The sequence below is a fragment of the Romboutsia sp. genome, assembly GCF_035470145.1.
Classification (GTDB): domain Bacteria; phylum Bacillota; class Clostridia; order Peptostreptococcales; family Peptostreptococcaceae; genus Romboutsia_D.
Window position 1 is genome coordinate 18,471 of the sequence record NZ_DATIRC010000103.1, and the last position, 26,733, is coordinate 45,203.

Below are 26,733 nucleotides of genomic sequence, written 5' to 3' on the forward strand. Positions count from 1 at the left end.
AAAAATTATCAATATAAGGTAGTATATTACTTTTATGTTGTTAATTTATACTATTTTTGATAATATAGTACATAGGATGATAAACGCGGTTTTAAAACAGAGGAGGCAAGCATTAATGTTTGAACATAAAATATTTACGATGGATTTAGCAGGAAGAGAATTTTCTGTTGAAATAGGAAAAATAGCTGAATTAGCTAGCGGAAGTGCAATACTTAGATACGGGGAAACTATGGTTATGGTAAACGTATCAAAATCAGCAAAGCCAAGAGACGGAATAGATTTCTTCCCTCTAAGTGTTGATTATGAAGAAAAATTATATTCAGTTGGTAAAATACCAGGTGGATTTTTAAAGAGAGAAGGAAAGCCTTCTGAAAAGGCAGTACTTACTTCTAGACTTATAGATAGACCAATAAGACCATTATTTCCAAAAGGATTTAGAAATGATGTACAAGTAGTTGCGACTGTATTATCAGTAGATCAAGACTGTACTCCTGATATAGTTGCTATGATAGGTTCTTCAATTGCGCTATCAATATCTGAAATACCATTTAATGGACCAACAGGTTCTGTTTTAGTAGGACTTGTTGATGGAGCATTTGTAGTTAACCCAACAGCAGAGCAAAGAGAAAAGAGTTCTATGCACCTTGTAGTATCAGGAACTAAAGATGCTATAATGATGGTTGAAGCAGGTGGAGATGAAATACCAGATAACTTAATGCTTGAAGCTATATTATTTGCTCATGAAGAGATTAAAAAAGTTGTAACATTCATAGAAGAAATAGTTGCATCAGTTGGAAAAGAAAAAATGGAAGTTGTTTTACACAAAGCTGATGAAGAAGTTGAAAAAGCAGTTCGTGAATTTGCAACAGCTGATATGAGAGACGCTGTAAAAACTATAGAAAAACTTGAAAGAATGGAAAAAATGGATGCAGTAAAAGAAGCTACTTTTACTCATTTTGAAGAAATAGTAGAAGAATTCGGTTCAGATATAGAAGATACATTACATGCAATAATAAAAGAAGAAGTTAGAAAGCTTATAGTACATGAAAATATAAGACCAGACAATAGACGTCCAGATGAAATAAGACCAATATGGTGTGACAATGGATTCATACCTAGAACTCATGGTTCGGGATTATTCACAAGAGGACAAACTCAAGTTATGTCTATAGCTACACTAGGAGCTTTAGGAGATGTTCAAATATTAGATGGGTTAGATGAAGAAGAAAGTAAGAGATATATGCATCACTATAACTTCCCAGCATACAGTGTTGGAGAAGCTAGACCATCAAGAGGACCAGGAAGAAGAGAAATAGGGCATGGAGCACTTGCTGAAAGAGCGTTACTTCCTGTAATACCTTCTAAAGAAGAGTTCCCATATGCAATAAGGGTTGTATCTGAAGTATTAAGCTCTAATGGGTCAACATCTCAAGGTAGTGTATGTGGTTCTACATTATCACTTTTAGATGCTGGTGTACCTTTAAAGGACATGGTAGCAGGTATAGCAATGGGGCTTATAAAGCATGATGACAAAGTTGCAGTATTATCTGATATACAAGGTATGGAAGATCACTTAGGAGATATGGACTTTAAAGTTGCAGGAACTGAAAAAGGTATAACTGCTATACAAATGGATATAAAAATAGCTGGTATAGATGAACAAGTCTTAAGAGATGCTTTAACTCAAGCTAAAGTTGGTAGAATACACATATTAAATGAAATGAGAAAAACAATATCAGCTCCTAAGCCAGAGTTATCAAAGTATGCTCCTAAGATAGTAACAATGAGAATAAACCCAGATAAGATAAGAGATGTTATAGGACCAGGTGGAAAAGTTATAACAAAGATAATCGATGAAACTGGAGTTAAGATAGATATAGAACAAGATGGAGAAGTATTTATAGGTGGAATAGACCCAGAAATGATAGCACTTGCTCAAAAACGTATAAATGACATAGTTGCTGAAGCGGAAGTGGGTCAAACGTATAAAGGTAAAGTTAGTAGAATAATGAACTTTGGTGCATTTGTTGAAATACTTCCAGGAAAAGAAGGATTACTTCACATATCTCACATAGCACACGAAAGAGTTGCTAAGGTAGAAGATGTATTAAACATAGGAGATGAAGTAGAAGTAAAAGTGACTGAAATAGATGAAAAAGGAAGAGTAAACTTATCTAGAAAAGTACTTTTACCAAAGCCAGAAAGAATAGAGAAAAAAGAAGATAAATAGTATATAAAGAAGCTTTCTAAAATAGAAAGCTTCTTTTTTTTAAGTCATAAATATATAAACAAGCTAATAGTATATATAAAGAAATAATTTGTACATGTTAAAGTAAATAATTTGAATTTATAATTCTTTAGCATGAACGAAGGTAATTTTAGGAGGAATACTTAATGATAATGATGGTAGCTAATAAAAAAAAATTAAAGAAAGTTATTATATTGGTGCTAGTAGCTATTTTAGCAATAATAGGAATTTTGTTTATGTTAAAACAAAGTAAGAGTGAAACAACATTTAATTTATTTGATTCAGCAGATGTACCATACTACCAAGGGACTAAAGTGAAAAGTGGATACGTTGCATTAACATGCAACGTAGATCTAGGTTGGGAAAATGAATATGTAGAAGGAATACTTGAAGTATTAGAAAAAGAAGATGTAAAAATTACGTTCAATGTAACTGGAAGATGGGCAGAAAAAAATCCAGAATTACTACTTAAAATTAAGGGACAAGGACATGAAATAGGTAATCATGGACATAGACATTTAGATTATGCTAAGTTACCCTACGAAGAAAACTTAGAGCAAATACAGACATCTAAAAAAATAATAGAAGATATAATAAAAGAATCAACGAAATTTTTCCAAGCTCCATCAGGTTCTTTTGGAGAAGGGACAATGAAGGCAGCAAAGGAACTAGGGTATACATGTATAAAATGGGATGTTGATACAATTGACTGGAAATATAGAGAAGAACCAGAAGTAATAATAGAAAGAGTTAAAAATAAAGATATTCAAGATAATAGTATAGTATTAATGCATCCAACAAAAGCAACAACACAGTGCGTAGATGATATTATTCAAATAATTAGAGATAAAGGATTAAAACCAGGAAAATTAAGTGATATATTCTAAAATTCACTTGGCTCATGTGGCATGAAAAATAGTAATAGTTGAATAAATGAACGTTGTAACTTATAATTTAATACATGTATATATAAAGAATAGATTATAAGTCAATATAGATGCAGCAAAATATAAAATAAAGACAATATGAATGGAGGTTTAGTATGTACAAAACACATGTATTAGATAATGGTCTTACTATAATAGGGGAAGAGATACCGTACTTAAAGTCTATAGCACTAGGAGTATGGATAAATGCAGGATCAAGAATAGAAAATGAAAAGGTGAGTGGGATATCTCATTTTATAGAACATATGCTATTTAAAGGAACTAAAAATAGAACTTCTAAACAAATAGCAAATGAAATAGATAATTTAGGTGGTCAAATAAATGCATTTACAAGTAAAGAATGTACATGCTATTATGTTAAATTATTAGATTCTCATATAGATATAGGTATAGATATACTAAGTGATATGATTTTAAATCCTTTATTTGATAAAACTGATATAGATAAAGAAAGATTAGTTATACTTGAAGAATTAAAAATGTATGAAGATTCACCAGAAGATTTAGCTTATGATTTGTTGACAGAGAATATATATGCAGGTGACGGACTAGGAATGAACATAATAGGTACAACAAAATCACTATACGATATAAATCAAGAAGAAATATTAAAGTATTTTAAAAACTATTATATTCCTAATAATTCTGTAATATCTATATCTGGTAATTTTAATTTTGAAGAAATGGTTAAAAAAATAGAAGAAAAATTCAAAGTATGGAAAAGAAAAAAAGTTGAAATCGAATTTAAAAAAGCAGAGTTTAAAAACTGTTTTATAACTAAAAATAAAGATATAGAACAAATAAACTTAGCCATAAGCTTAGAAGCAATTCCAGTTGAAAATAGTGAAGAAGTTTATGCGTTAGCTATTGTAAATACTGTATTTGGAGGCAGCATAAGCTCTAGATTATTCCAAAAAATAAGAGAAGAGGAAAGTTTAGTATACTCAATATATTCATCTCAAAGCTTATATAGAAAATGTGGAGAATTAGGAATATTTGCAAGTATGAGTAACGAAAATCTAGAAGAAGTATATAATTTAGTATTAGAAGAAATTAAAAACTTAAGAGAAAATTATCTTACAGACAAAGAAATAAAAGAAACAAAAGAACAATTAAAAGGAAGTTATATATTAGGGCTAGAAAGTACGAGTAGCAGAATGATGTCTATAGGTAAAGCAATGCTTTTAAACAAAAAAGTTAAAACTACAGATGATATACTTAACTGTATAGATAACGTAGATAAAAAAACAATAGAAAGTGTTATAGATAAAATATTCAATTTGGATAAACTAGGCGTGTGTATAGTAGGTAGAGACGTAGAAGAAATTAAATTATAAGATAATAACTATTGGGGGGATAAAAATGAATTTATCTGAAATAGCAGGTAAAGAAATAGTTAACTTAGTTACAGGAGAAAGACTAGGGGTAGTTGGGGAATGTGACCTTATATTAGATGAAACTACAGGAGACATACTAGCGTTATTAATACCAAGAGAAAGAGGATTTTTTGGTATTAGAAAAGACAAGTCAGTACTTGAGGTACCATGGAGAAGTATAAGGAAAATAGGGAATGATATGATAATAATAGAATATGATGGTGTGTACTAGGGGGTAAATATGGATATTTTAGTTCAAAAATTTGGCGGTACATCAGTAGAATCATATGATAAAATGAATGAAGTTTGTAAAATAATAAAATCATATAAAGAAGAAAATGAAAATTTAGGATTAGTAGTAGTAGTATCGGCCATGGGAAGAAAAGGGGCTCCATATGCTACAGATACTTTAATAAGTTTATGTAGCAAAATAAATGAAGAGCCTCAAAGAAGAGAATTAGATATTATAATGAGTTGTGGAGAAATAATATCAGGAACAATACTTGTTAATATGCTAAGAACAAGAAATATAGAGGCGGTATTTTTAACAGGTTATCAAGCGGGAATAATTACTACAAGAGATTATTCTAATGCAAAAATAATAGATATAAATCCAAATAGAATTCAAATGGAATTAGAAAATAAAAAAGTGGTCGTAATAGCAGGGTTTCAAGGAGCTACAGAAGATGGAGAAATAACTACATTAGGAAGAGGTGGAAGTGATACTTCTGCAGTGGCAATAGGAAAAGCTTTAGGAAGTAATATTGTTGAGATATATACAGATGTAGATGGGATAATGACAGCAGACCCAAGAGTAGAACCAGAAGCTAAAGTTTTGAAATGTATAGACTATGAAGAAGTATTTCAAATGGCAGACAAAGGAGCAAAGGTTATTCATCCAAGGGCAGTTCAATTAGCTAAAAGCGGAAATATAACTTTAGCTATAAAAAATACCTTAAACCCAACCTTTGAAGGAACAAAAATTTGTTTAGAGTGCAAAAATGAAATTATAGAGTATGAGCAAGGAGATAAGCTTATGACAGCAGTTGCTCATAAAGATAAGATTGCACAAGTTAAAATCAAAACGAGTGAAGAAGTTTTTACTCAAGTATTAAATGAAATAGAAAAAAACGATATAAGTATAGATATGATAAACTTCTTCATAGAAGAAAAGATTTTTGTTATAGAAGAAGAATCAATAGAAGTGTTAGAAAATATATTGAAAATGTTTAAAGTACAGTATGAAATAAATAAAAACTGTGCAAAGGTAACTTTAATAGGTGCTCAAATAAGTGGAACACCAGGGGTTATGGCGAAAATAGTAAGAGCATTATCAAAATCAAAAATATCACTACTTCAAACATCAGATTCAAGCATGACTATATCATGTTTAGTAAATAAAGAGGACATGTCAAAAACTGTACACGCAATTCATGATGAATTTTATCTAAAATAAAAATTAAAGGTAATACCTTCTTAAAATATATACAATTAAATATACTTGAAAAATTGTAGATGAGCATGAAAGCAATGCTACAAAGTGAATTTTTTAAATATATTTGGAAAGAATAATTTGAAAGTAGATTTTGAGAGGAGTATTACATATGAGATATTATGAAGATAATATTAACTTTAATAGTCACATAGAGTTTAAAAAACAAGAAGCTAAAAGCAAATCTGTTAAGAATCAATCAGAAGAAGATCCGGAAAATGAAACTGAAGAAATACAAAATATAAAACAAATGGGAGTTCCTAGCATTCCTCCTCAGCCTAAAAAAGATATACAATGTATAACTATAATAGGCGAAATTGAAGGTCACTTTATGGGAAATCCACAAAAAAAGGCAACTAAGTATGAGCACATAATACCGATGCTTTATTCAGTAGAAGAAAGCCCAGAAACAAAAGGTGTGCTAGTTATACTAAATACAGTAGGTGGAGATGTGGAAGCAGGTCTAGCTATAGCGGAACTTTTAAATAGTATCTCTAAAAAAGTAGTTACACTTGTTTTAGGAGGAAGTCATAGTATAGGAGTACCTCTTGCAACAGCTGGAGACTATTCATTTATAGCACCAACTGCAACTATGATAGTTCATCCTATTAGAACTAATGGATTAGTAATAGGAGTAAATGAAACTTTTGAGTATTTCAAAAAAATGCAAGAAAGAATAGTTCAGTTTATAATTAGAACGTCCGATATAGAAAGAGAAGAACTAGCCAAAATTATGCATTCTAAGGATGAACTTGTAAGCGATGTAGGTAGTGTGCTTATAGGCAAAGAAGCTGTAGAGTGTGGCCTTATAAATGAAGTAGGAGGACTTAAAGAAGCCTTAAATAAGTTAAAAGAATTAATAAGAGAATCAGAAGAAAATAGTGAGGATTCTAAAGATAATAAATAAGATTTGTTTAAATAATATATTATATGATATAATTAAATAATATAGCAAAAGTGTTAGTGTTAAGGCATTAACACTTTTTGCTGTGATTAGGTTAGTTGAATTAAAAGTGAGAGGTGAGATGGGTGGCTAAAAAGAAAAAAAGCAAAAAGAAAGATGATAAATTAAGCTTTAATGCAGAGTATCACAACTTAGTAATAATATTTGTAGGTATATTTTTATTATATAGTTTAAACTCAAACTCTATGGGATTAATAGGAAGTGTGATGCAAACACTTTTTAAAGGATTATTTGGATCGCTTTCAATTGTTATCCCATTTATAGTTATTGCAACAGGTATACTTGGATTCTTTGAAGGAAATGAATATATATATAGATTAAAAAACACTAAAGTTTATTATGTGGCAATCTTATTTATATTTGTATTTTATGGATTATTAAATTCAAGAAGTCTACCGGTGGATAGTCCATTAAATCCTGAGATGCTAAAGCCTGTAATGGAAATGGGCGTTGATGGGCAAGGATGCGGTTTAATAGCTACGACTATAACATATTACATAAGTAAGATGTTTGGTATAACTGGTGGATGGATGATAAGCATATTTGCTCTTATAATAGTAGTAATGTTTACATTTAACATATCTTTAAAAGATTTAATATTAAATATAAAGGCAAAGTCAAACAGTGCTAAAAATGGAAACCTTAATTTAAAAGATAAAGTTTCTAATATGAAAAAATCTGCTTTAGATATGATGACTGACGAAGTAGATGAAACTACTATGATTGATAAAAAAGGATTATTTAAAAGTTTCATGTCTAAAAATAAAAAAAATCAAACTCAAGAACCTGTATTAGACTTGGATGATGGAATAGACGAAGTAGATGATAAAACTATAAAAATAGTAGGATTTAACAAAGCAGAAGATGAGTACTTAGAAATATTAGAAGGAACTCAAAGTATGTCAGAGTTAGATGTATTAAAAGAGCTTCAAAATTTTAATAAAGAAGAATATGAAGATGTTAAAGAGAAGTCAGTTAAAACATCTAAAACATATGATGAACAAAAAACTGAACCAATAAATATAAAACCAGAAGCAAGTTATGAAAATTATAAAAAACCTAATGTTGAACTTTTAAATAAAATAGATAAAAAATCTGATGAAAATGGTAAGAAGAAAGTATTAAAAAATGCATCACTATTAGAAAAGACATTAGCAGATTTTGGAGTTGAAGCTAAGGTTAATCAAGTTACAGTAGGACCTACTATAACAAGATATGAAATACAACCAAGCCCAGGGGTTAAGGTTAGTAAAATAGTAAACTTAACAGACGATATAGCTTTAAGTTTAGCGGCTAAAAGCATAAGAATAGAAGCACCAATACCAGGTAAAAGTGCTATAGGCATAGAGGTTCCAAATGAAAATGCACAAATGGTTACTGTTCGAGAAGTATTGGAAAGTGATGAATTTAAAAAGTTTGATTCTCCACTTGCAATGGCACTCGGTAAAGACATAAGTGGAAAAACTGTAATAGGTGATATAGGAAAAATGCCACACTTACTTATAGCGGGATCAACAGGTTCAGGAAAAAGTGTTTGTGTAAATACATTAATAAGTAGTATATTATACAAAGCTAAGCCGGATGAAGTTAAATTACTACTTATAGACCCAAAGGTTGTTGAACTTGCAAGTTATAATGGAATACCACATTTATTAATACCAGTAGTTACAGATCCTAAAAAAGCAGCTAATGCACTTAATTGGGCTGTAGTTGAAATGAATAGAAGATATAAATTATTTGCAGATACGCAAGTAAAAGATATAAGTAGCTATAATGAAAAATCCGAGGAGAAACTTCCTAAAATAGTAATAATAATAGATGAACTTGCAGACTTAATGATGGCAAGTGCAAATGATGTAGAGGATTATATATGTAGATTAGCACAAATGGCAAGAGCAGCAGGAATGCACTTAATAGTAGCCACTCAAAGACCTTCTGTTGACGTTATAACGGGAGTTATAAAAGCTAATATACCATCAAGAATAGCATTTGCTGTTTCATCACAAACAGACTCTAGAACAATCCTTGATATGGGTGGTGCAGAAAAGTTACTAGGAAAAGGCGATATGTTATTTTATCCATTAGGTGCAGCTAAGCCTGTAAGACTTCAAGGTGCGTTTATATCTGAAGGTGAATCAGAAAAAGTTATAGATTTTGTAAAAAGTCAAATTAAAGAAGAAGTAAAATATGAAGATAATATAATGGAAACTATATCTAAAACTTCAATATCTAAATCTAGTGATGAAGACGATCTTTTAAGTGAGGCTATAGAATTTGTGGTTGAAAGTGGACAAGGGTCTGCATCAATGTTACAAAGAAAGTTCAAAATAGGATTTAATAGAGCAGCAAGACTTATAGACTCTATGGAAGAAAGAGGAATTGTTGGGCAAAGTGAAGGAAGTAAGCCAAGAAAAGTTTTAATGAGTAAACAAGACTTACAAAATTTAGAAGGTGAATAAAATTGAAAATAATAAAAGTTAAAGACGCACTTGAGCTTGAAAATACAATATTTATAGATGTAAGAACAGAATCAGAATATAATGAAGATAGCATATTAAATGCATTTAATATGCCTTTATTTAAAGATAACGAGCATAATGAAGTTGGAACTATATATAAAATGCAAGGTAAACACGAAGCAATCCAAAAGGGATTTGATTACGTAGCATATAAATTAAAAGATATATACCTTCAAACAACAAGATTAGCTAGCGAGTATGAAAATATAGTGGTATATTGTGCTAGAGGTGGAATGAGAAGTGGTTCTATAGTTAACTTATTATCAACATTGGGTGTAAATGTATATCAACTTGAAGGTGGATATAAGGCGTATAGAAACTTTGTATTAGATTATTTAGAAACTATAATGGATACTAAAAAGTTTATAGTAGTTCATGGTCTTACAGGAGTAGGAAAAACAGACTTACTAAAAATGTTAGAAGAAAAAAATGTGGATAATATAGATTTAGAAGGTATAGCTAAAAATAGTGGTTCTACATTTGGATTTATAACATTTGATGAAAAGCCACCTACTCAAAAAAGATTTGAAACAAATATATTTGAGGAGTTATTCTTCTCAAAAACTGATGCTTTGTTTATAGAAAGTGAAAGTAAAAGAGTAGGACATGTATGCATACCTAATGAAATTTATGAAGGTATAGTAAGAGAAGGATACCACTTACTTTTAGAATGTAGTTTAGAAAATAGAGTGAATAGACTTTGTAGAGATTATATATATGATAAAGATAAAAAAAATATAAATGTTTTAAAAGATTGTATAAGTAAGTTTAGAAAAAGACTTGGACATAAGAAAGTAGATGAGTATATAAATCTATTAGAAGAAGGAAAATATGAGGGATTAGTAGAAAAATATTTAGTAGAATATTATGATCCTTTATATATGCATTCTGTAGAAAAATATACTTACAATAAAGTTATAAATTTTGATAATATGGATAAAGCTTTAGATGAAGCTATAAAATTCCATAAGGCAGCAACGGAAGGAGCAATATAATGTTAAAAATAGCACTAGAATCACTAGGATGTTCTAAAAACCTGGTAGATGCAGAGATAATGATGGGTATATTAAACAAAAAAGGATATAAATTAGTTGGAGAATTTTCAGAAGCTGATATAATAATAGTAAATACATGTGGGTTTATTGAATCTGCAAAGCAAGAATCTATAGATACTATCTTAGACCTTGCAGAGTATAAAACTACTGGAAACTTAAAGATACTTATAGTTACAGGGTGCTTAGCACAAAGATATGCTGAAGAATTAAAAGCCGAAATACCAGAAATAGACGCGATAGTTGGAACAGGAAGTTACCAAAATATAGATGATATAATAAATGGATTAAAAGAAGAAAAGCATATAGTAAGTCTTAATGACATAGAATTTGCTTATAATGAAGAACTTCCAAGATATATATCAACTCCAAGTCACATGGCTTACTTAAAAATAGGAGAAGGATGTGACAATCATTGTACTTACTGTATAATCCCTAAATTAAGAGGAAAGTATAGAAGTAGAAAAATGGAAGATATAATAAAAGAAGCTAGAGACTTAGCGACTAGAGGGGTTAAAGAAGTTGTAGTTATAGCACAAGATACAACTAAATATGGTTGTGACTTATATGGTAAAGAAATGTTACCTGAATTATTAGAAGAACTTGCAAATATAGAAGGATTAAAATGGATAAGAATAATGTATTCATACCCAGAATCAATAACTGAAGAATTAGTAAAGGTTATAAAAAAATATGATAATATATGTAACTACTTCGATATGCCTATACAACATGCAAGCAATAGAATATTAAAATTAATGAATAGAAGAACAACTAAAGAAGACATATTGTCAAAAATAGAAATGATAAGAAAGTATATACCTGATGCAACAATTAGAACTACTATAATAGTAGGATTCCCAGGTGAAACTGAAGAAGATTTTAAAGAAGTCGTAGAATTTGCAAAAAAAGTTAAATTTGATAGATTAGGAGCATTTGCATATTCAAGAGAAGAAGATACAGCAGCTGATAAATTACCAAATCATTTACAAGAAGAAGCAAAGGTAGAAAGAAGAGATGCTTTAATGTTAGTACAACAAAGTATATCTGAAGAACTTAATGCCAATAAAGTTGGAAATGTATATGAAGTATTAATAGAAGAACAAATAGAAGATAATGTGTATACAGGAAGAACACAAGGAGATGCAGAAGAAATAGATAGTATAGTATATGTAAAATCTAAAAATCAGCTTAATGCAGGGGACTTTGTAACTGTAAAAATAAATAATGCATTAGAGTATGATTTAATGGGGGATGTAGTAGATGAACTTGCCTAATAAATTAACTTTATTTAGGATATTTTTAATACCAGTATTTATAGTAGTAATGTTACTAAACGTACCAAATAAGTTTTTAATAGCTTGTATAATTTTTGTAGTAGCATCAATAACAGATGCTATGGATGGACATATAGCTAGAAAATATAATCTAGTAACCGATTTTGGAAAATTCATGGATCCATTAGCAGATAAATTATTAGTTATATCAGCACTTACATGCATGATAGAAATGAGTCTTGTATCAAGTTGGATGGTTATAATAATAGTAGCTAGAGAACTTACAGTAAGTATATTAAGAGCGATAGCAGCAGCAGAAGGAAAAGTAATAGCAGCTAGTGGTGGAGGAAAATTGAAAACAATAACTCAAATGTTAGCTATAATAGTATTATTATTAGGAGCGCAGTTTAGAAACTCTATATTAATGATGATAGGTGATATATCTATTTTAATAGCTACATTACTTACGCTATATTCTGGATGGGAATACTTATATAAAAATAAAAATTTATTTATGAATAGTAAATAATTAAAAAGCAGCTAGGATGATGAAAAATATCTTTGCTGCTTTTTATATGCTAAGGATTTATAAAATTATCAAAATTACTTATTTTAGATAAACTATAAAAGTCATTATTCATGCTAATATATTGCATAAATAATAATTATAATTTAAAAGATTGTATAAAAATATAAATAAAGGTTTATAAATAAAGTTAATGTGGTAAGATTTTACTTACAATGCGATGGCTTTAAGTAGGTAACAATAAATAAAGTTATAAGTGAAAAAGTAAATATAAAATATTTTAAGAATTGACGGAACTAAAAATATAAGATATAATTGAATATATAGACATAGAACAGATGTTTGGAATTGATATAGATGAAGGGATGGATAAATATGAGTATAGAACAAGATAAACTAAAAGCGCTTAATCAGGCGCTAGGACAAATTGAAAAAGATTTCGGTAAGGGATCAGTAATGAAATTAGGAGAAGCTACATCTATGGCAATAGATGTTATACCAACAGGATCTATAGGATTAGATATAGCAGTTGGAATAGGCGGCCTTCCAAAAGGTAGAATAGTAGAAGTTTATGGACCAGAGTCTTCAGGGAAAACAACAGTTGCCCTACATACTGTAGCGGAAGCCCAAAAACAAGGTGGGATAGCCGCGTTCATAGATGCAGAACATGCACTTGACCCAGTATATGCAAAAGCATTAGGCGTAGATATAGATAACTTAATAATATCTCAACCGGATACAGGAGAACAGGCTTTAGAAATAGCTGAAGCACTTATAAGAAGTGGTGCTATAGATATAATAGTAGTAGACTCAGTTGCAGCACTTGTTCCAAGAGCTGAAATAGAAGGCGATATGGGAGATAGCCATGTTGGTCTTCAAGCTAGACTTATGTCTCAAGCATTAAGAAAATTAACTGGATCTATCAAAAAGTCAAACTGTGTAGCTATATTTATAAATCAATTGAGAGAAAAAGTTGGTATAATGTTCGGTAATCCAGAAACAACAACTGGTGGACGTGCACTTAAATTCTACTCGTCTGTAAGACTTGATGTTAGAAGAATAGATTCTATAAAGCAAGGTGATAAAGTAATTGGAAGTAGAACAAGAGTTAAGGTAGTAAAAAATAAAGTTGCTCCACCATTTAAGCAAGCTGAATTTGACATAATGTATGGAGAAGGAATATCTAAGGTTGGAGATTTACTAGATATAGCAGCCGATATAGATATAGTTAAAAAATCAGGAGCTTGGTACAGTTATAATGAAACAAAGCTTGGGCAAGGTAGAGAGAATGTTAAAAAGTTCTTAACAGATAATCCTGATTTAATAAGTGAAATAGATGAAAAGGTTAGAAAACACTATAAATTAGATGAAAATAAGGAAAATACGCAGCAAGAAGACAATACATCAGAAAAATTAAAGTAATAAAAGAAATACACACCTCCTATTAACTTGACATGAGTTAGAAAAAATTATAAAATTAAGTAAAGATAAAATATCTAAATTTGATTTTATAGCAAAATATTCTTAGAAATATAAAAATAAAGGTATTTTGTTGCTATTACAAGATAGATTATGAACATTTAATGAGATTTTATTATATATCATAGTTGTACTTGTGATTATAAAAATGATTTAAAAAAGATTTAGAAAGTGACATTTTGGGATTATTAACAAAGGAGGTGGATGTCATAGATACTATAGCAATAATTTTAATAGGTGCAGTAGTGGGTATTATAGCTGGGTATTTTGTAAGAAAAAACATATCTGAAGCGAAAATTGGTCAAGCTGAAAACTTAGCCCAAGAAATAATAGATAAAGCAAACAGAGACTCAGAAACAGTACAAAAGGAAAAGCTATTAGAGGCTAAGGAAGAGATCCATAAGTGGAGAACTGAAGCAGAAAAAGAAAATAAAGAAAGAAGAAATGACTTACAAAAGTATGAAAAGAGAGTAATACAAAAAGAAGAAGTATTAGACAGAAAGTTACAAAATTTAGAATCAAAAGAAGCTACTTTAAGTGATAAATTAAAAAATGTAGCAAGAAAAGAAGAAGTAGTAGAAGAAATAAAAGTTAAGCAACTAAAAAAGCTAGAGAGTATTTCAGGAATAACTTCTGAGCAAGCAAAGGAAATCATTTTAACTAATGCTGAAAGAGAAGTAAGACGTGAAATGTCTATAATGATAAAAGAAATAGAATCTCAAGCTAAAGAAGAAGCTGAAAAGAAATCAAGAGAAATAATAGGTTATGCCATCCAAAAATGTGCAGCAGACCATGTTGCAGAAACTACTGTAACAGTAGTAAACTTACCTAATGATGAAATGAAGGGTAGAATCATAGGTAGAGAGGGAAGAAACATAAGAACATTAGAAACTCTAACAGGAATAGATCTTATAATAGACGATACTCCTGAAGCAGTAATTTTATCAGGATTTGATCCTATAAGAAGAGAAGTTGCAAGAGTTGCTCTTGAAAAGCTAATAGCTGATGGTAGAATACATCCAGCTAGAATTGAAGAAATGGTTGAAAAGTCTAAAAAAGAAGTAGAGAATATAATAAAAGAGTATGGGGAACAAGCAGCATTTGAAACAGGTGTACATGGGTTACATCCAGAATTAGTTAGATTATTAGGTAGACTTAATTATAGAACTAGTTATGGACAAAATGTACTTAAACATTCTATAGAAGTTGCACATATAGCAGGTATAATGGCAGCTGAAATAGGAGCTGATGTAAAATTAGCAAAAAGAGCTGGTCTATTACATGATATAGGTAAATCTGTAGATCATGAAATGGAAGGTACACATGTTGAAATAGGAATGGATTTACTAAAGAGATATAAAGAATCTAAAGATGTAATACATGCGATGAGTACACACCATGGTGATTATGAGCCACAAACAATAGAAGCGGTTTTAGTAACTGCGGCAGATGCTATATCAGCTGCAAGACCAGGTGCTAGACGTGAAACATTAGAAGCTTATATTAAAAGGTTAGAGAAATTAGAAGAAATAACTAATTCATATGAGGGAGTAGAAAAATCGTTTGCAATACAAGCTGGTAGGGAAGTTAGAATAATGGTTAAACCTGAAAATGTTAGTGATGAAGATATCCATTTATTAGCTAGGGATATGACTAAAAAAATTGAGGATGAACTTGAATATCCTGGACAAATAAAAGTAAGTATAATAAGAGAAACTAGAGCAATTGAATATGCTAAGTAGATAAAGAGAGGTTTTATACCTCTCTTTTTTTATATAAAATAATAAATTGAAAATGAAGGAAAAAATTGAATAATAAAAATTGAATAATAGGAAAATAATATATACAAAATTACAACATATGGAGTGACATATTATAATATGAGAAAACCTAAACTAATTATCAGCAAATGCTTAAATTCGGAAAAATGTAGATATGATGGACAGGGATTTTAGGATAAGGTTGTATCTATATTAAAAGACTATATAGATATAAAAAGTGTCTGCCCAGAAACTGAAATAGGTTTATCTACCCCCAGAAATCCTATTAGAATTGAAAAACATAATGAGGAGTATAAGTTAATACAGCGTAACTCTAATCTCGATTATACTTGTCATATGAATGAGTTTGCAGAAGATTTTTTAAGTAAAATAGGAGATGTAGATGGATTTATATTAAAAAGTAAATCTCCATCTTGTGGTATAAAAGATGTGAAAATTTACCCTAAAGGCAGTAAATATAGCATAATTAAAAATGGAAGTGGAATCTTCTCAAAAAAAATTATAAATTCGTATTCTAATATCCCTATAGAAGATGAGGGAAGGTTAAAAAATTATGTTATTAGAGATGAATTTTTGACAAGAATATTTACTATTAATAATCTTAAATCTAGCAACGATATAATAGATTTTCATAATAAAAATTTAATATTATTAAAATCATATAGTGAAAATATGGTAAATGAATTAACCAATATAATAAATAAAGATAAAATAAATGATATAGATATAGATTTGTATAAAAATAAAGTGCATGAAATTTTATGTAATAAAAGAACTAAGATAAATAAATTAAATACAGTTAAGACTATTTTTGAAAAATATAAAGATAAATTAAGTCAGAGTGAAATAGAAAACTATGAGAAACTATTAAAATTATATGAAAATCAAAAAATACCACATAGCGCTTTATTAGTGGCTATAAAAATATATGCGATTAGATTTAATGATGAAGATCTTCTGAATCAGACATTTTTTAACCCATACCCAGAAAGTCTAATAAGTATAAGCGATTCAGGGAAAGGTAGAGATTTATAAAATAAAGTAGAAATATAAGATGGATAAAATGGTAATAATAAATATAAAACCATAGAAGGGGTGAATTTATGTTAAATAAACTAGCTAAAAATCAATATGTAAAAATAATTAAGAGTGATGATAAAAATAAACAAATAGAATATGGTGTTGTACTTAATGAACAGGATAATAAATATGAAATAATGAGTATTGGATTTGAAAATAAAAGAGGACATTTTTTAGAATATCCAATTGATGTAGCAAGTTTAGTACAAACATATACTACGCAAGATGTAATGTTTGATGAAGTAAAAGAAAATGAAGTAAGAAGAAAAATGAACTTTTGGTTAGAAAAAAATTATAAAAGTTAATTTACTTGGGGGAGTTATAAACTCTCCCTTTTGTGATTAATTATTTAAAACATCAAAAAATGAGTATTTATATGAGAATTAAATAAATTTATTATATTAAATAAGCAAATATAGTAAATTATATAGTAAAATGATATAATTATTATTAAATAAGGGGGAATGTCAGGTGAATGGATATATAAATATTAACTCTGAGCTAGATGCCTTGAAGATAAAAGAAATTGAAAAAATCTTTTATGATAATATACAAGAAGGTGTTAATTTAATACCTAAAGTTACTCCTTTTAAAGGAATAAATACAGATATGTTGTATATAAAAGATAATAAAGTTCTATTTATAAAATTTATGGATACGACAGAGGATTTATTCTTTATATTAGAAGAAGAGTTACTAGAAGTTATGAATGAAGAAAATGACTTGTTAAGTTTAAGAATGAAGCAATTAGATAAAAAAATAAATTATAACTATATATTTATAATGCCTTATGTTGAAATAGAAAATAATCATGGATTTAAAGAATTTATAGAAAATCATATTATAGACAAAAATAAACTTAAAGAGGTTATAAATAATAAAGAACTAATAAATGATTACTTAGTAGAGAGTAATGATGAAATAGATTTGAACTTATATATGTTAGATATTTGCCCAGAATATTATTTGTTAAATGATAGAGTACATTTAAATAAAAAATTTAAAAAAATTTCATTTTATAATGATGATTATAAATATAGCGCAACTATGTTAGATAGTGATCAGTTAACGCAGTCTATATCTATAAAATACGGAAATACACTATTTAAAGGGGGATCTGGTACGGGCAAGACAACTATAATGTTATCGAGAGCCATAAAACTATCCAGACTATATCCGCATCATAAGTTTTTGATATTAACAGACTCAAAACAAACTTGTAATGAGCTAAGAGAAAAGGTTCAGTTATTATATAAAAATAATAATAACTTAGAAATATATACTTACAGTTCATTTATATTCAAATTAGCTAAAAAATACAATCTTATAGTTGACTATAACATGGTTAAAAAAGATTATGAAAAGGCTTTTAGCAATCTAGTAAAGCAAGCTAAAAATATTATTAAAAATAAGAACATGTTTAAAGGAATATTTATAGATGAGGTAGCAAATTTTACTAAAGATGAAATACAATTTATTAGAGAATTTTTATATAAAACGAAGTTTATATTTAATGTTTTTTCATGCGAATCTCTTAATATAAGTAATGATTTGAATATATTTAAAGAAAACCTTGAAGATATAGAATTTAAAGAGACTATATACTTAGAGAAAAATTATAAACAAAGTAAAGAACTTGTGAAATTTACTAATAATTTTGCGGAAAATGCAAATAAATATATAAATTCATTAAGAGACAATAGGATATACAATAAGTTTTACACAACAGAACCTATGAGAGATTGCAATAAAGCTGTAGATATAATAAAAGTGAGTGACTTAGATGAGCAAATAAGCTCTCTTTTATGGGAAATAGAATATTTAATAAATAAAAAGGGATTAGATTATTCTGAAATAGGTATAATATATCCTTATAATAAAAAGAAACTAAAAAATGGAAAGACTATATATTTCCAGTATATGCTAAAAAAGGCATTAGAAGAAGCAGGAATACCATATATATATGCAGAAGAAAATTTAACAAATATAAGCAAAAAACTTGGAGTAACAATATCTAATATATATACTATAAAAAATTTAGAGTATAAAGCCTTAATAGTATGCGAATTAGAGATGCTATATAACCATACTATAAATGATAAAGAACAAGATTATCAAATAAACGACTTTGTAGGAGATTTAAATAAGGTATATTTAGCTATAAACAGAGCTTGTGACTACTTGAGTATAATAACCACATTTAACGAAAACTCCAGTGATATAATAAAGCTTCTTATGGAGTCGAAATAAAAAGAAGCACATGTGTGCTTCTTTTTATTTAATATAAGTTTATAATTAATAAATTTATTACATTAAAATGTATTGCTATGGTTATATTACTTACTTAAGTAGCCAAAAGTAAGAAAGGACTATTACTCCTAAAACTATTCTATAATAGCCAAATATTTTAAAATCATGTTTCTTTATATAATCCATAAGGAATTTTATAGCAAATACTGAAACTGCAAAAGCTACAACTGACCCAGTGCCTAAAACAAGCCACTCAAAGCCACTAAATGCAAAACCAGCTTTTAGAAGTTTTAGTGCACTAGCTCCAAGCATAGTAGGGATAGCTAAAAAGAATGAGAATTCTGCAGCTACATATCTAGATGTACCAAGTATTACAGCACCTATTATAGTAGAACCTGATCTAGATGTACCAGGTATAAGAGCTAGACATTGGAATAAACCTATTCCAAGCGCTAACTTATATGTGACCTGAGAAAAATTATTAAATTTAGGTCTTTTATTTTTATTTTCAATAAATATCATTATTATTCCATAAACTATAAGTGCTATAGCCACTGTAGTAGGGTTAAAGAATAATTGATCGATAGTATCTTCAAATAATAAACCGATAATTCCAGATGGAATAACAGCAACAATAACCTTAAGCCATAAATTGATAGTTTCATTTTTTTGAAGCTTAGTTTTAGAACTATCAAATGGATTTAGTTTTTTAAAGAATATTGTAAGTACAGCAAGTATTGAACCGAACTGGATTACGACTAAAAAAGTACTAACAAAAGTAGATGAGAAATTAAGTTTTATAAATTCGTCAACTAATATCATATGGCCAGTACTACTCACAGGTAGCCACTCGGTAATACCCTGAACTATACCTAAAAGAATGGCTTTTAAAATTTCAACCAAATTAATTACCTCCAATACAAATCATAATAAACGTAAATAAACGTCAACTTAGAGTATATCAAGATTAGTAAATAAATGTCAACTAAGAGTAAACTAATATTGTTATAATAAATGAACTAATATAAAAGAAAGATATTAAAAAAGATAGAAAGGAACTATTATGAATAAAACAATAGGATTAGATGATTATGAATATGAAGTTTTTAAAAAGTTTTCTAAAAAGCTTAATCCAACAACGAAGCATGACTATTTATCTAAAATAACTACATTTAAGGAGTTTATACAAGGCAAGGAACTTTTTTATGCAGATAAAGAAGATTGTACAAAATTTATAGAAAATGTTAAGGAAAACTACGCTAAATCAACTTCAGAAAAGATATATAGTTACTTGCATAGTTTTTATAATTTTTTAAAAAAAGAAGAATACATAGAAATAAATCCATTTAGGTATGTAGAAAAACCTGAAGTAACAAGAATAAAAACTAAGGATGATGTGCTTAGTATTCAGGAAATCAATAAGCTTATAGATATACTTTATAAGTTAAATATAAGAGATAGAGTAATCATAGTGTTTCTAGTTACCACAGGATGTTTATTAAATGAGCTTGTAAATTTAAAATGGAAAGATCTGATGGTAGATGATAAAAATAATTATTATACTAAATTAGGTAAAGGAAGAAAAGAAAGAATAGTAAAGCTTCATCCATATTGTTTTAAATTAATAGAAGACTATAGAAATTATTCTGGATTACCTGATATTATAACTCCTACTGAAGAATTTGTATTTACAACGCAAAAAAGTAACTCTATAACTGATAGAAATGTAAGATTAATAGTAAGAAAAGCTCTAGATTTAGCAGGACTTTCTCAATATTCGGCGAAAGACTTTAGACACTCGTTTGCAGCTATATCACTAAGGTTAGGAGCTGATGAAGTAGATATAAAAAATCAGCTAGGTTGGAGTGATAAATACTATGCAATAAGATACAAATATGTATTAAATTTTGTTGATAGTGAAAGTATAGATTATATAATTAAGAAAGATAATATAAGTATAAATAAAAAGTAAAAATGAACGTAAATAAAAAAAAACTTGTTATGGTTCGTAAAATTTTATATAATTATCATATAATAAGACTTAAGGAAGGTGCAAATAATTATGGATAATAAATACACTACATATACAAACCCTTTAACGGATAGATACTGTAGCAAGGATATGAGCTATATATTCTCTCCACAATTTAAATTCTCAACTTGGAGAAAATTATGGATAGCTTTAGCAGAAGGTGAAAAAGAATTAGGAATAAATATAACTGATGAGCAAATAGCAGAGCTAAAAGCTAATATAGAAAATATAAACTTTGATGAAGCTAGAAAAATAGAAAAAGAAGTAAGACATGATGTAATGAGTCATGTAAAAGCTTATGGATTACAATGTGACAAAGCTAAAGGAATAATACATTTAGGTGCAACATCGGCATACGTTGGTGATAATACAGATGTTATACAAATGAATGAGGCTTTAAAGCTTATAAGAATAAAACTTGTTAACTTAATAAATAACTTAAAAGAATTTGCTCTTAAGTATAAAGATATGCCTACACTAGGATTTACACATTTCCAAGCAGCTCAGCTTACTACAGTAGGTAAGAGAGCTACTTTATGGGCTCAAGATTTAATACTTGACTTAGAAGATATAAACTATAGGATAGATAACATGAAGCTAAGAGGGGTTAAGGGAACAACTGGTACTCAAGCAAGTTTCTTAAGTTTATTTGAAGGTGACCATGATAAAATAAAAGAACTTGATAAATTAGTATGTGAAAAAATGGGATATAAATCTTCTTATGCAGTAAGTGGACAAACTTATACTAGAAAATTAGATTATCAAGTAATAAGTATATTATCAGGTATAGCTCAAAGTATGCACAAAATGACTAACGATATAAGACTTTTACAAAGCTTAAAAGAAATAGAAGAGCCATTTGAGAAAAACCAAATAGGTTCATCAGCTATGGCTTATAAAAGAAATCCAATGAGAAGTGAAAGAATAGCATCATTATCAAAATATATAATATCTGAATCACTAAGCCCTGCATTAGTACAAGCTACTCAATGGCTAGAAAGAAGCTTAGATGACTCGGCTAATAAAAGATTATCTATACCACAAGCATTTATGGCAGCAGATGCTATAATTGAAATAGGGATGAATGTAACTGATGGATTAGTTGTTTATGAAAGTATGATAAATAAGCACATAAACGAAGAACTTCCATTTATGGCTACAGAAACTATACTTATGGAAGCTGTAAAAAGAGGTGGAGATAGACAAGAATTACATGAAATAATAAGAGAATACTCTATGAAAGCAGCTTACAGAGTTAAGCAAGAAGGTAAAGATAACAATTTAATGGAACTTATAATGAATGATGAATCATTTAAAATGAGTAAAGAAGAAATGTTATCTATAATGGACCCTAAAAACTTTGTGGGTAGAGCTCCGGAACAAGTTGTAGAGTTTATAAATGAGACTTTAGAACCAGCAATAAAAGATTTTAAAGAATCGATAGGATTAAAAGTAGACTTACACGTATAATATACTTAATATAATAAAAAGTGCCGAAAATTAGTATTATAGGCGCTTTTTATTATGCAAAAAATATTAAAAATAAAAATAAATATATATGAATCAAATTCTTCATTATTGCAAAAATTAATACCATAGTAAAGTGAAAATATAAAGTATATATTATAAAATACTTTATATTTTTTATATATTAAAATTTATAGATTATATAACTAACATAATTTACTCAATTTATTATATCTAAATACTTGAACAATATATATGTTTGATAGCATGAGTAAATATAATTGACTATAACAATATAATTATATTAAAGGATTTATTATTAAAAGTATTGTACTAATAAATGTTTTAATATAAACTAGAATTAAAGAAAGAGTTAATAAATTAAACATCTGGGGTGATAAAATGAAGTGTATAGTGTCGGATACGATAGGATTTTTATCTAAGACATTTCCAAAAATATATTCAAGTCTTTACCTAGAATATCTAAAACAATATTCAGCTATATATGATGTGAATAAAACACAACTAAGAGCACTAATATTCATCAAAAACTATGGAGATATCAGCATGACAGATTTATGTGCTTTTCTAAATATAGAAAAGGGAAGCTTGACTAGTATGGTTGATGATTTAACAGAAAAGGGATATGTTATAAGAACAAAGGATTTATCGGATAAAAGAAAATATATAATAAGCATAACAGAAAAAGGAACGATACTTGCCTCTGATTTTATGGATAAACTTAGCAATAAGTTAGAAGAAAAGTTTTTAAAGTTAGACGAAGAGGATCAAAATAGATATATTGAAGCTATAAATACTTTACAGTATATTTTAAATAAAGAAGAATTTAATTAAAAAGCAACCTATTTAAGGTTGCTTTTATTGTTAAGACGTAATTTGATAGAGAATATTAAGCTTCAACTGGAGATATTTGAGGTTTTTTAGTTAATGCAACGTATTGCTCAAGACCTTCTTTTAAAATTGTAGCAGCTTTATATAAGTCTGATTCATTAAGGATATAAGCTAGTCTTATTTCATCACGACCTAGGCCAGGAGTAGCATAGAATCCTTCAGCAGGGCAAACCATAACTGTTTCGCCGTCTTTATTAAATTCTTTAAGCATCCAAATTACAAAATCTTCTGCATTTTTTACAGGTAGTTTTGCTACTATGTAAAATGCTCCAGTAGGTTTTTCGCATACAACACCGTCAACCTTCATCAACTCGTTGTATAAAACATCTCTTCTGTGTTTATATTCTTCATTAACTTCTTTAAAATAAGAAACTGGAGTTTTATACAATTCAACAGAACCAATTTGTTCTAAAGTTGCAACACAAAGTCTTCCTTGACATAACTTTAATATTTCAGCCATAAGACCTTTGTTTTTGCAAGCTATAGAACCGATTCTAGCACCACATGCACTATATCTTTTAGAAACACTGTCTATGATAATAACCCTATCTTCAATTTCTTTTATGTTTCCAAAGCTTGTATAGTCAAGTCCATCATATACAAATTCTCTGTAAACTTCATCTGCTATTATCCATAAATTATTTTCTATAGCTATTTGTGCTATCATGTAAACTTCATCTTTTGTATAAACAGCTCCAGTTGGGTTACCTGGATTAGAAAGTAATATACCCTTAGTCTTAGGATTAATTAGAGAACAAATTTTTTCTTTAGATGGTAAATGGAACCCGTCTTCAGCTTTAGTAGTAATTGGATTTACTTCTATATTCACACATTGACCAAATCCATTATAGTTAGTATAGAATGGTTCTGGAACTAATAGATTGTCACCTGGGTCACAAGTAGCCATCATAGTAAATAATAAAGCTTCACTACCACCGTTAGTTACAAGTATCTCATCGCTGTCAAAATGCATATCGTATGTAGTATAATAATCTTGAAGTGCTTTAATCAATTCTGGAATACCATTAGATACAGCATATTCTAGAACATTACTGTCAAAGTTTTTAATTGCGTCAAAAAATCCTGTAGGAGTCTTAATATCTGGTTGTCCGATATTTAAATGATAAACTTTAATTCCTTTAGCCTTAGCATCAAGAGCATAAGGAACCAATTTTCTTATTGGAGAAGACTGCATAGCAGTTACTCTCTCTGAATACTTCATTTAAACTACCCCCTATTATTTTAATATAATTAGACTATGTTTATAAAATTTCTATCCAAGATTATAGTAGCATAAGTAATCGTAAAAATCATTAGAAACTGTTAATATATGTATATTATTAATAAAAAATACAAAAAACCTGCAAATTCACTTATAATTTATAAATTTAATAACAAATAATATGCATTTATGATATATATGCATTATAATAAGTAGAAAATATAAAAAACATATCGAATTAATTTTATTAATAAATAGAAACTATAAAAGCAATTGTTAAGAGGTGTTAACTATGAAAGAAATAATAAGGGACAATATGAATAATGATATAGTTATAGTTGCAAAGAATAGATCTAAAAGGCCTATGGATAAAGTTGCAATACAAATAGAAGAAGAAACTACTTTAGAATATGATAAAGAGTGTCCATTTTGTAGAGGGAATGAAAGTTATACTACTAATGAAAGATTTAAAATAGAAGATGAAGTAGGATGGTTAGTAAAATCTGTAGATAATAAATTTCCGATTGTAGATGAACTACCAGGAGAAGTATATGGTTTACATGAAGTTATGATAGATACATATCGTCACAATGGAAGTTTTTATAATATGAGTGAAGATGAATTTAAAAATATGTTTAGTATGTATAAGGATAGATATATTACCCTTATGTCTGACGAAAACATTGAATATGTAAGTATTTTTAAAAATTTTCTAAGAAAATCAGGAGCATCTTTAATTCACCCTCATTCACAAATAATATCATTATCTATACTTCCTCCAGATATAGAAAATGAAATAGAGATATCTAACAGATACTATAGAGATAATGATGTATGTTTATATGAAGAAATTATAAAAAATGAAATAGAAAATGAAAATAGAGTAATTCATAATGGAAGTTATTTTTTAGTTATAGTTCCTTATGCAACTAAATATAGTGGAGAAGTCAGGATTATATTTAAAGAAAAAATTGGCTTTGAAGAAATAAATGAAAAACACATAACAGAATTATCAAAAATATTTCAAAAATTATTTAAAAAACTATATAATATGAGTGGATATAATGCTTTTAACTTATGTATCCATACTCATCCGTTAAAAGTAGAAAGTAAAAAAAATTTTAATGTACACATGCATATAATACCAAGAAAATATAGTTTTGGAGGATTTGAATTGGGAACAGGTATATATGTATCATCAATAAACCCAGAGGAATTAGCAAAAAAATTAAAGTTTTAATAAAACATATATTTTAGTAGAGTACATAAACAATTGGGTAAGATAAATTATATAAAAATCACATAAATTAGGAGGCAAAAATGAAATTTATATCATGGAATGTTAATGGGATAAGAGCGTGTGTTACGAAAGGATTTTTAGATTACTTCAAAGAAGTAGATGCAGATATATTTTGTTTACAAGAAACTAAGCTTCAAGAAGGTCAAATAGAATTAGATTTAGGCGATTATCATCAATACTGGAATTATGCACAAAAGAAAGGATATTCAGGAACAGCTATATTTACAAAGCTACAACCTTTAAATGTAGCTTATGGTATAAATATAGAAGAATATGACAATGAAGGACGAGTAATTACATTAGAGTTTGAAGATTTTTACTTTGTAACAGTATATACTCCAAATTCTCAAAGTGAATTAAAAAGACTTGATTATAGGATGAAATGGGAAGATACTTTCAGGCATTATTTAATAGAGCTAGATAATAAAAAACCTGTAATTGTGTGTGGAGATTTGAATGTGGCACATAAAGAAATAGATTTAAAAAATCCTAAGGCAAATAGAAAAAATGCGGGATTTACCGATGAAGAAAGAAGTAAATTTACACAATTTTTAGAAAATGGATTTATAGACACATACAGATATTTTAATCCAGAAAAAGAAGGTGCGTATTCTTGGTGGTCATACAGATTTAATGCAAGAAAAAATAACTCTGGATGGAGAATTGACTACTTCGTAGCATCTAAAAAGATAGAAGACAGATTAGTTAGTGTGGATATACATAATGAGATACTAGGATCAGATCATTGCCCTATAGAATTAGTAATAAAATAATATCTAAAAAAGTTAATAAAATTATTTACTTATTAA

22 protein-coding genes are annotated in these 26,733 nt (G+C 28.4%); 20 read left to right on the forward strand and 2 right to left on the reverse strand.

Annotation, left to right across the window (positions count from 1 at the left end; all coding sequences use genetic code 11):
- The first annotated feature begins 115 nt into the window (after positions 1 to 115).
- The 15 genes from VLM92_RS03720 (at position 116) to VLM92_RS03790 (ending at position 18,991) form a co-directional block, all read left to right on the forward strand.
- Complete coding sequence (locus tag VLM92_RS03720) at positions 116 to 2,230, forward strand: polyribonucleotide nucleotidyltransferase (protein WP_325275006.1); 2,115 nt, start codon at positions 116 to 118, stop codon at positions 2,228 to 2,230.
- Between the two features lie 164 nt (positions 2,231 to 2,394).
- The gene (locus VLM92_RS03725; RefSeq protein ID WP_325275007.1) at positions 2,395 to 3,135 is read left to right on the forward strand and encodes a polysaccharide deacetylase family protein; all 741 of its coding nucleotides are present in this window, start codon (positions 2,395 to 2,397) and stop codon (positions 3,133 to 3,135) included.
- A gap of 155 nt (positions 3,136 to 3,290) precedes the next feature.
- Positions 3,291 to 4,532 (forward strand): pitrilysin family protein, encoded by a 1,242-nt coding sequence (locus tag VLM92_RS03730; RefSeq protein ID WP_325275008.1) that lies wholly within the window; start codon positions 3,291 to 3,293, stop codon positions 4,530 to 4,532.
- 25 nt (positions 4,533 to 4,557) lie between these two features.
- Positions 4,558 to 4,803, forward strand: coding sequence for a YlmC/YmxH family sporulation protein (locus VLM92_RS03735; protein WP_325275009.1), 246 nt, complete (start codon positions 4,558 to 4,560; stop codon positions 4,801 to 4,803).
- A gap of 9 nt (positions 4,804 to 4,812) precedes the next feature.
- Complete coding sequence (gene dapG, locus VLM92_RS03740; RefSeq protein WP_325275010.1) at positions 4,813 to 6,027, forward strand: aspartate kinase; 1,215 nt, start codon at positions 4,813 to 4,815, stop codon at positions 6,025 to 6,027.
- Positions 6,028 to 6,313: 286 nt separating this feature from the next.
- Positions 6,314 to 6,970, forward strand: coding sequence for a ClpP family protease (locus VLM92_RS03745; protein ID WP_325275052.1), 657 nt, complete (start codon positions 6,314 to 6,316; stop codon positions 6,968 to 6,970).
- A 122-nt stretch (positions 6,971 to 7,092) separates the two neighbouring features.
- Positions 7,093 to 9,486 (forward strand): FtsK/SpoIIIE family DNA translocase, encoded by a 2,394-nt coding sequence (locus tag VLM92_RS03750; RefSeq protein WP_325275011.1) that lies wholly within the window; start codon positions 7,093 to 7,095, stop codon positions 9,484 to 9,486.
- Between the two features lie 2 nt (positions 9,487 to 9,488).
- Positions 9,489 to 10,541 carry a tRNA 2-selenouridine(34) synthase MnmH gene (gene mnmH / locus VLM92_RS03755; protein WP_325275012.1) on the forward strand — a complete coding sequence of 351 codons (1,053 nt, stop codon included), beginning with the start codon at positions 9,489 to 9,491 and terminating at the stop codon, positions 10,539 to 10,541.
- Entirely contained in the window at positions 10,541 to 11,875 is a 1,335-nt protein-coding gene (rimO, locus tag VLM92_RS03760) for a 30S ribosomal protein S12 methylthiotransferase RimO (RefSeq protein WP_325275013.1), read from the forward strand. Before mnmH ends, rimO begins: the two co-directional genes overlap by 1 nt.
- Positions 11,862 to 12,404: a CDP-diacylglycerol--glycerol-3-phosphate 3-phosphatidyltransferase gene (pgsA, locus tag VLM92_RS03765; protein WP_325275014.1), complete on the forward strand. Its 543-nt coding sequence runs from the start codon at positions 11,862 to 11,864 to the stop codon at positions 12,402 to 12,404. Before rimO ends, pgsA begins: the two co-directional genes overlap by 14 nt.
- A gap of 372 nt (positions 12,405 to 12,776) precedes the next feature.
- Entirely contained in the window at positions 12,777 to 13,823 is a 1,047-nt protein-coding gene (recA, locus tag VLM92_RS03770) for a recombinase RecA (protein ID WP_325275015.1), read from the forward strand.
- A 257-nt stretch (positions 13,824 to 14,080) separates the two neighbouring features.
- Entirely contained in the window at positions 14,081 to 15,622 is a 1,542-nt protein-coding gene (rny, locus tag VLM92_RS03775; protein ID WP_325275053.1) for a ribonuclease Y, read from the forward strand.
- A 228-nt stretch (positions 15,623 to 15,850) separates the two neighbouring features.
- Positions 15,851 to 16,696 carry a DUF523 and DUF1722 domain-containing protein gene (locus VLM92_RS03780; protein ID WP_325275054.1) on the forward strand — a complete coding sequence of 282 codons (846 nt, stop codon included), beginning with the start codon at positions 15,851 to 15,853 and terminating at the stop codon, positions 16,694 to 16,696.
- Between the two features lie 68 nt (positions 16,697 to 16,764).
- Entirely contained in the window at positions 16,765 to 17,046 is a 282-nt protein-coding gene (locus VLM92_RS03785) for a hypothetical protein (protein WP_325275016.1), read from the forward strand.
- Between the two features lie 166 nt (positions 17,047 to 17,212).
- Positions 17,213 to 18,991: a UvrD-helicase domain-containing protein gene (locus VLM92_RS03790; protein WP_325275017.1), complete on the forward strand. Its 1,779-nt coding sequence runs from the start codon at positions 17,213 to 17,215 to the stop codon at positions 18,989 to 18,991.
- A gap of 90 nt (positions 18,992 to 19,081) precedes the next feature.
- On the opposite strand, the gene VLM92_RS03795 is transcribed toward VLM92_RS03790, so the two are convergent.
- Positions 19,082 to 19,894 carry an undecaprenyl-diphosphate phosphatase gene (locus VLM92_RS03795; RefSeq protein WP_331681676.1) on the reverse strand — a complete coding sequence of 271 codons (813 nt, stop codon included), beginning with the start codon at positions 19,892 to 19,894 and terminating at the stop codon, positions 19,082 to 19,084.
- 160 nt (positions 19,895 to 20,054) lie between these two features.
- Here VLM92_RS03795 and VLM92_RS03800 point away from each other — a divergent pair, with 160 nt between their 5' ends.
- The 3 genes from VLM92_RS03800 to VLM92_RS03810 all read left to right on the forward strand — a co-directional run bounded on the left by VLM92_RS03800 (position 20,055) and on the right by VLM92_RS03810 (position 23,345).
- Positions 20,055 to 20,963 carry a tyrosine-type recombinase/integrase gene (locus VLM92_RS03800; protein WP_325275018.1) on the forward strand — a complete coding sequence of 303 codons (909 nt, stop codon included), beginning with the start codon at positions 20,055 to 20,057 and terminating at the stop codon, positions 20,961 to 20,963.
- Positions 20,964 to 21,053: 90 nt separating this feature from the next.
- On the forward strand, positions 21,054 to 22,493 hold the full coding sequence (purB, locus tag VLM92_RS03805) for an adenylosuccinate lyase (protein ID WP_325275019.1): 1,440 nt from the start codon (positions 21,054 to 21,056) through the stop codon (positions 22,491 to 22,493).
- A 399-nt stretch (positions 22,494 to 22,892) separates the two neighbouring features.
- Positions 22,893 to 23,345 (forward strand): MarR family transcriptional regulator, encoded by a 453-nt coding sequence (locus tag VLM92_RS03810; protein WP_325275020.1) that lies wholly within the window; start codon positions 22,893 to 22,895, stop codon positions 23,343 to 23,345.
- Between the two features lie 55 nt (positions 23,346 to 23,400).
- Here the strand turns inward: VLM92_RS03810 and VLM92_RS03815 are convergent, their stop codons facing one another.
- The gene (locus tag VLM92_RS03815) at positions 23,401 to 24,624 is read right to left on the reverse strand and encodes a pyridoxal phosphate-dependent aminotransferase (RefSeq protein WP_325275021.1); all 1,224 of its coding nucleotides are present in this window, start codon (positions 24,622 to 24,624) and stop codon (positions 23,401 to 23,403) included.
- 292 nt (positions 24,625 to 24,916) lie between these two features.
- On the opposite strand from VLM92_RS03815, the gene VLM92_RS03820 reads away from it, so the two are divergent.
- Together VLM92_RS03820 and VLM92_RS03825 are read left to right on the forward strand one after the other, a co-directional pair.
- Positions 24,917 to 25,864, forward strand: coding sequence for a galactose-1-phosphate uridylyltransferase (locus VLM92_RS03820; RefSeq protein WP_325275022.1), 948 nt, complete (start codon positions 24,917 to 24,919; stop codon positions 25,862 to 25,864).
- A gap of 80 nt (positions 25,865 to 25,944) precedes the next feature.
- Positions 25,945 to 26,697: an exodeoxyribonuclease III gene (locus VLM92_RS03825; protein WP_325275023.1), complete on the forward strand. Its 753-nt coding sequence runs from the start codon at positions 25,945 to 25,947 to the stop codon at positions 26,695 to 26,697.
- The last annotated feature ends 36 nt before the right edge of the window (positions 26,698 to 26,733 follow it).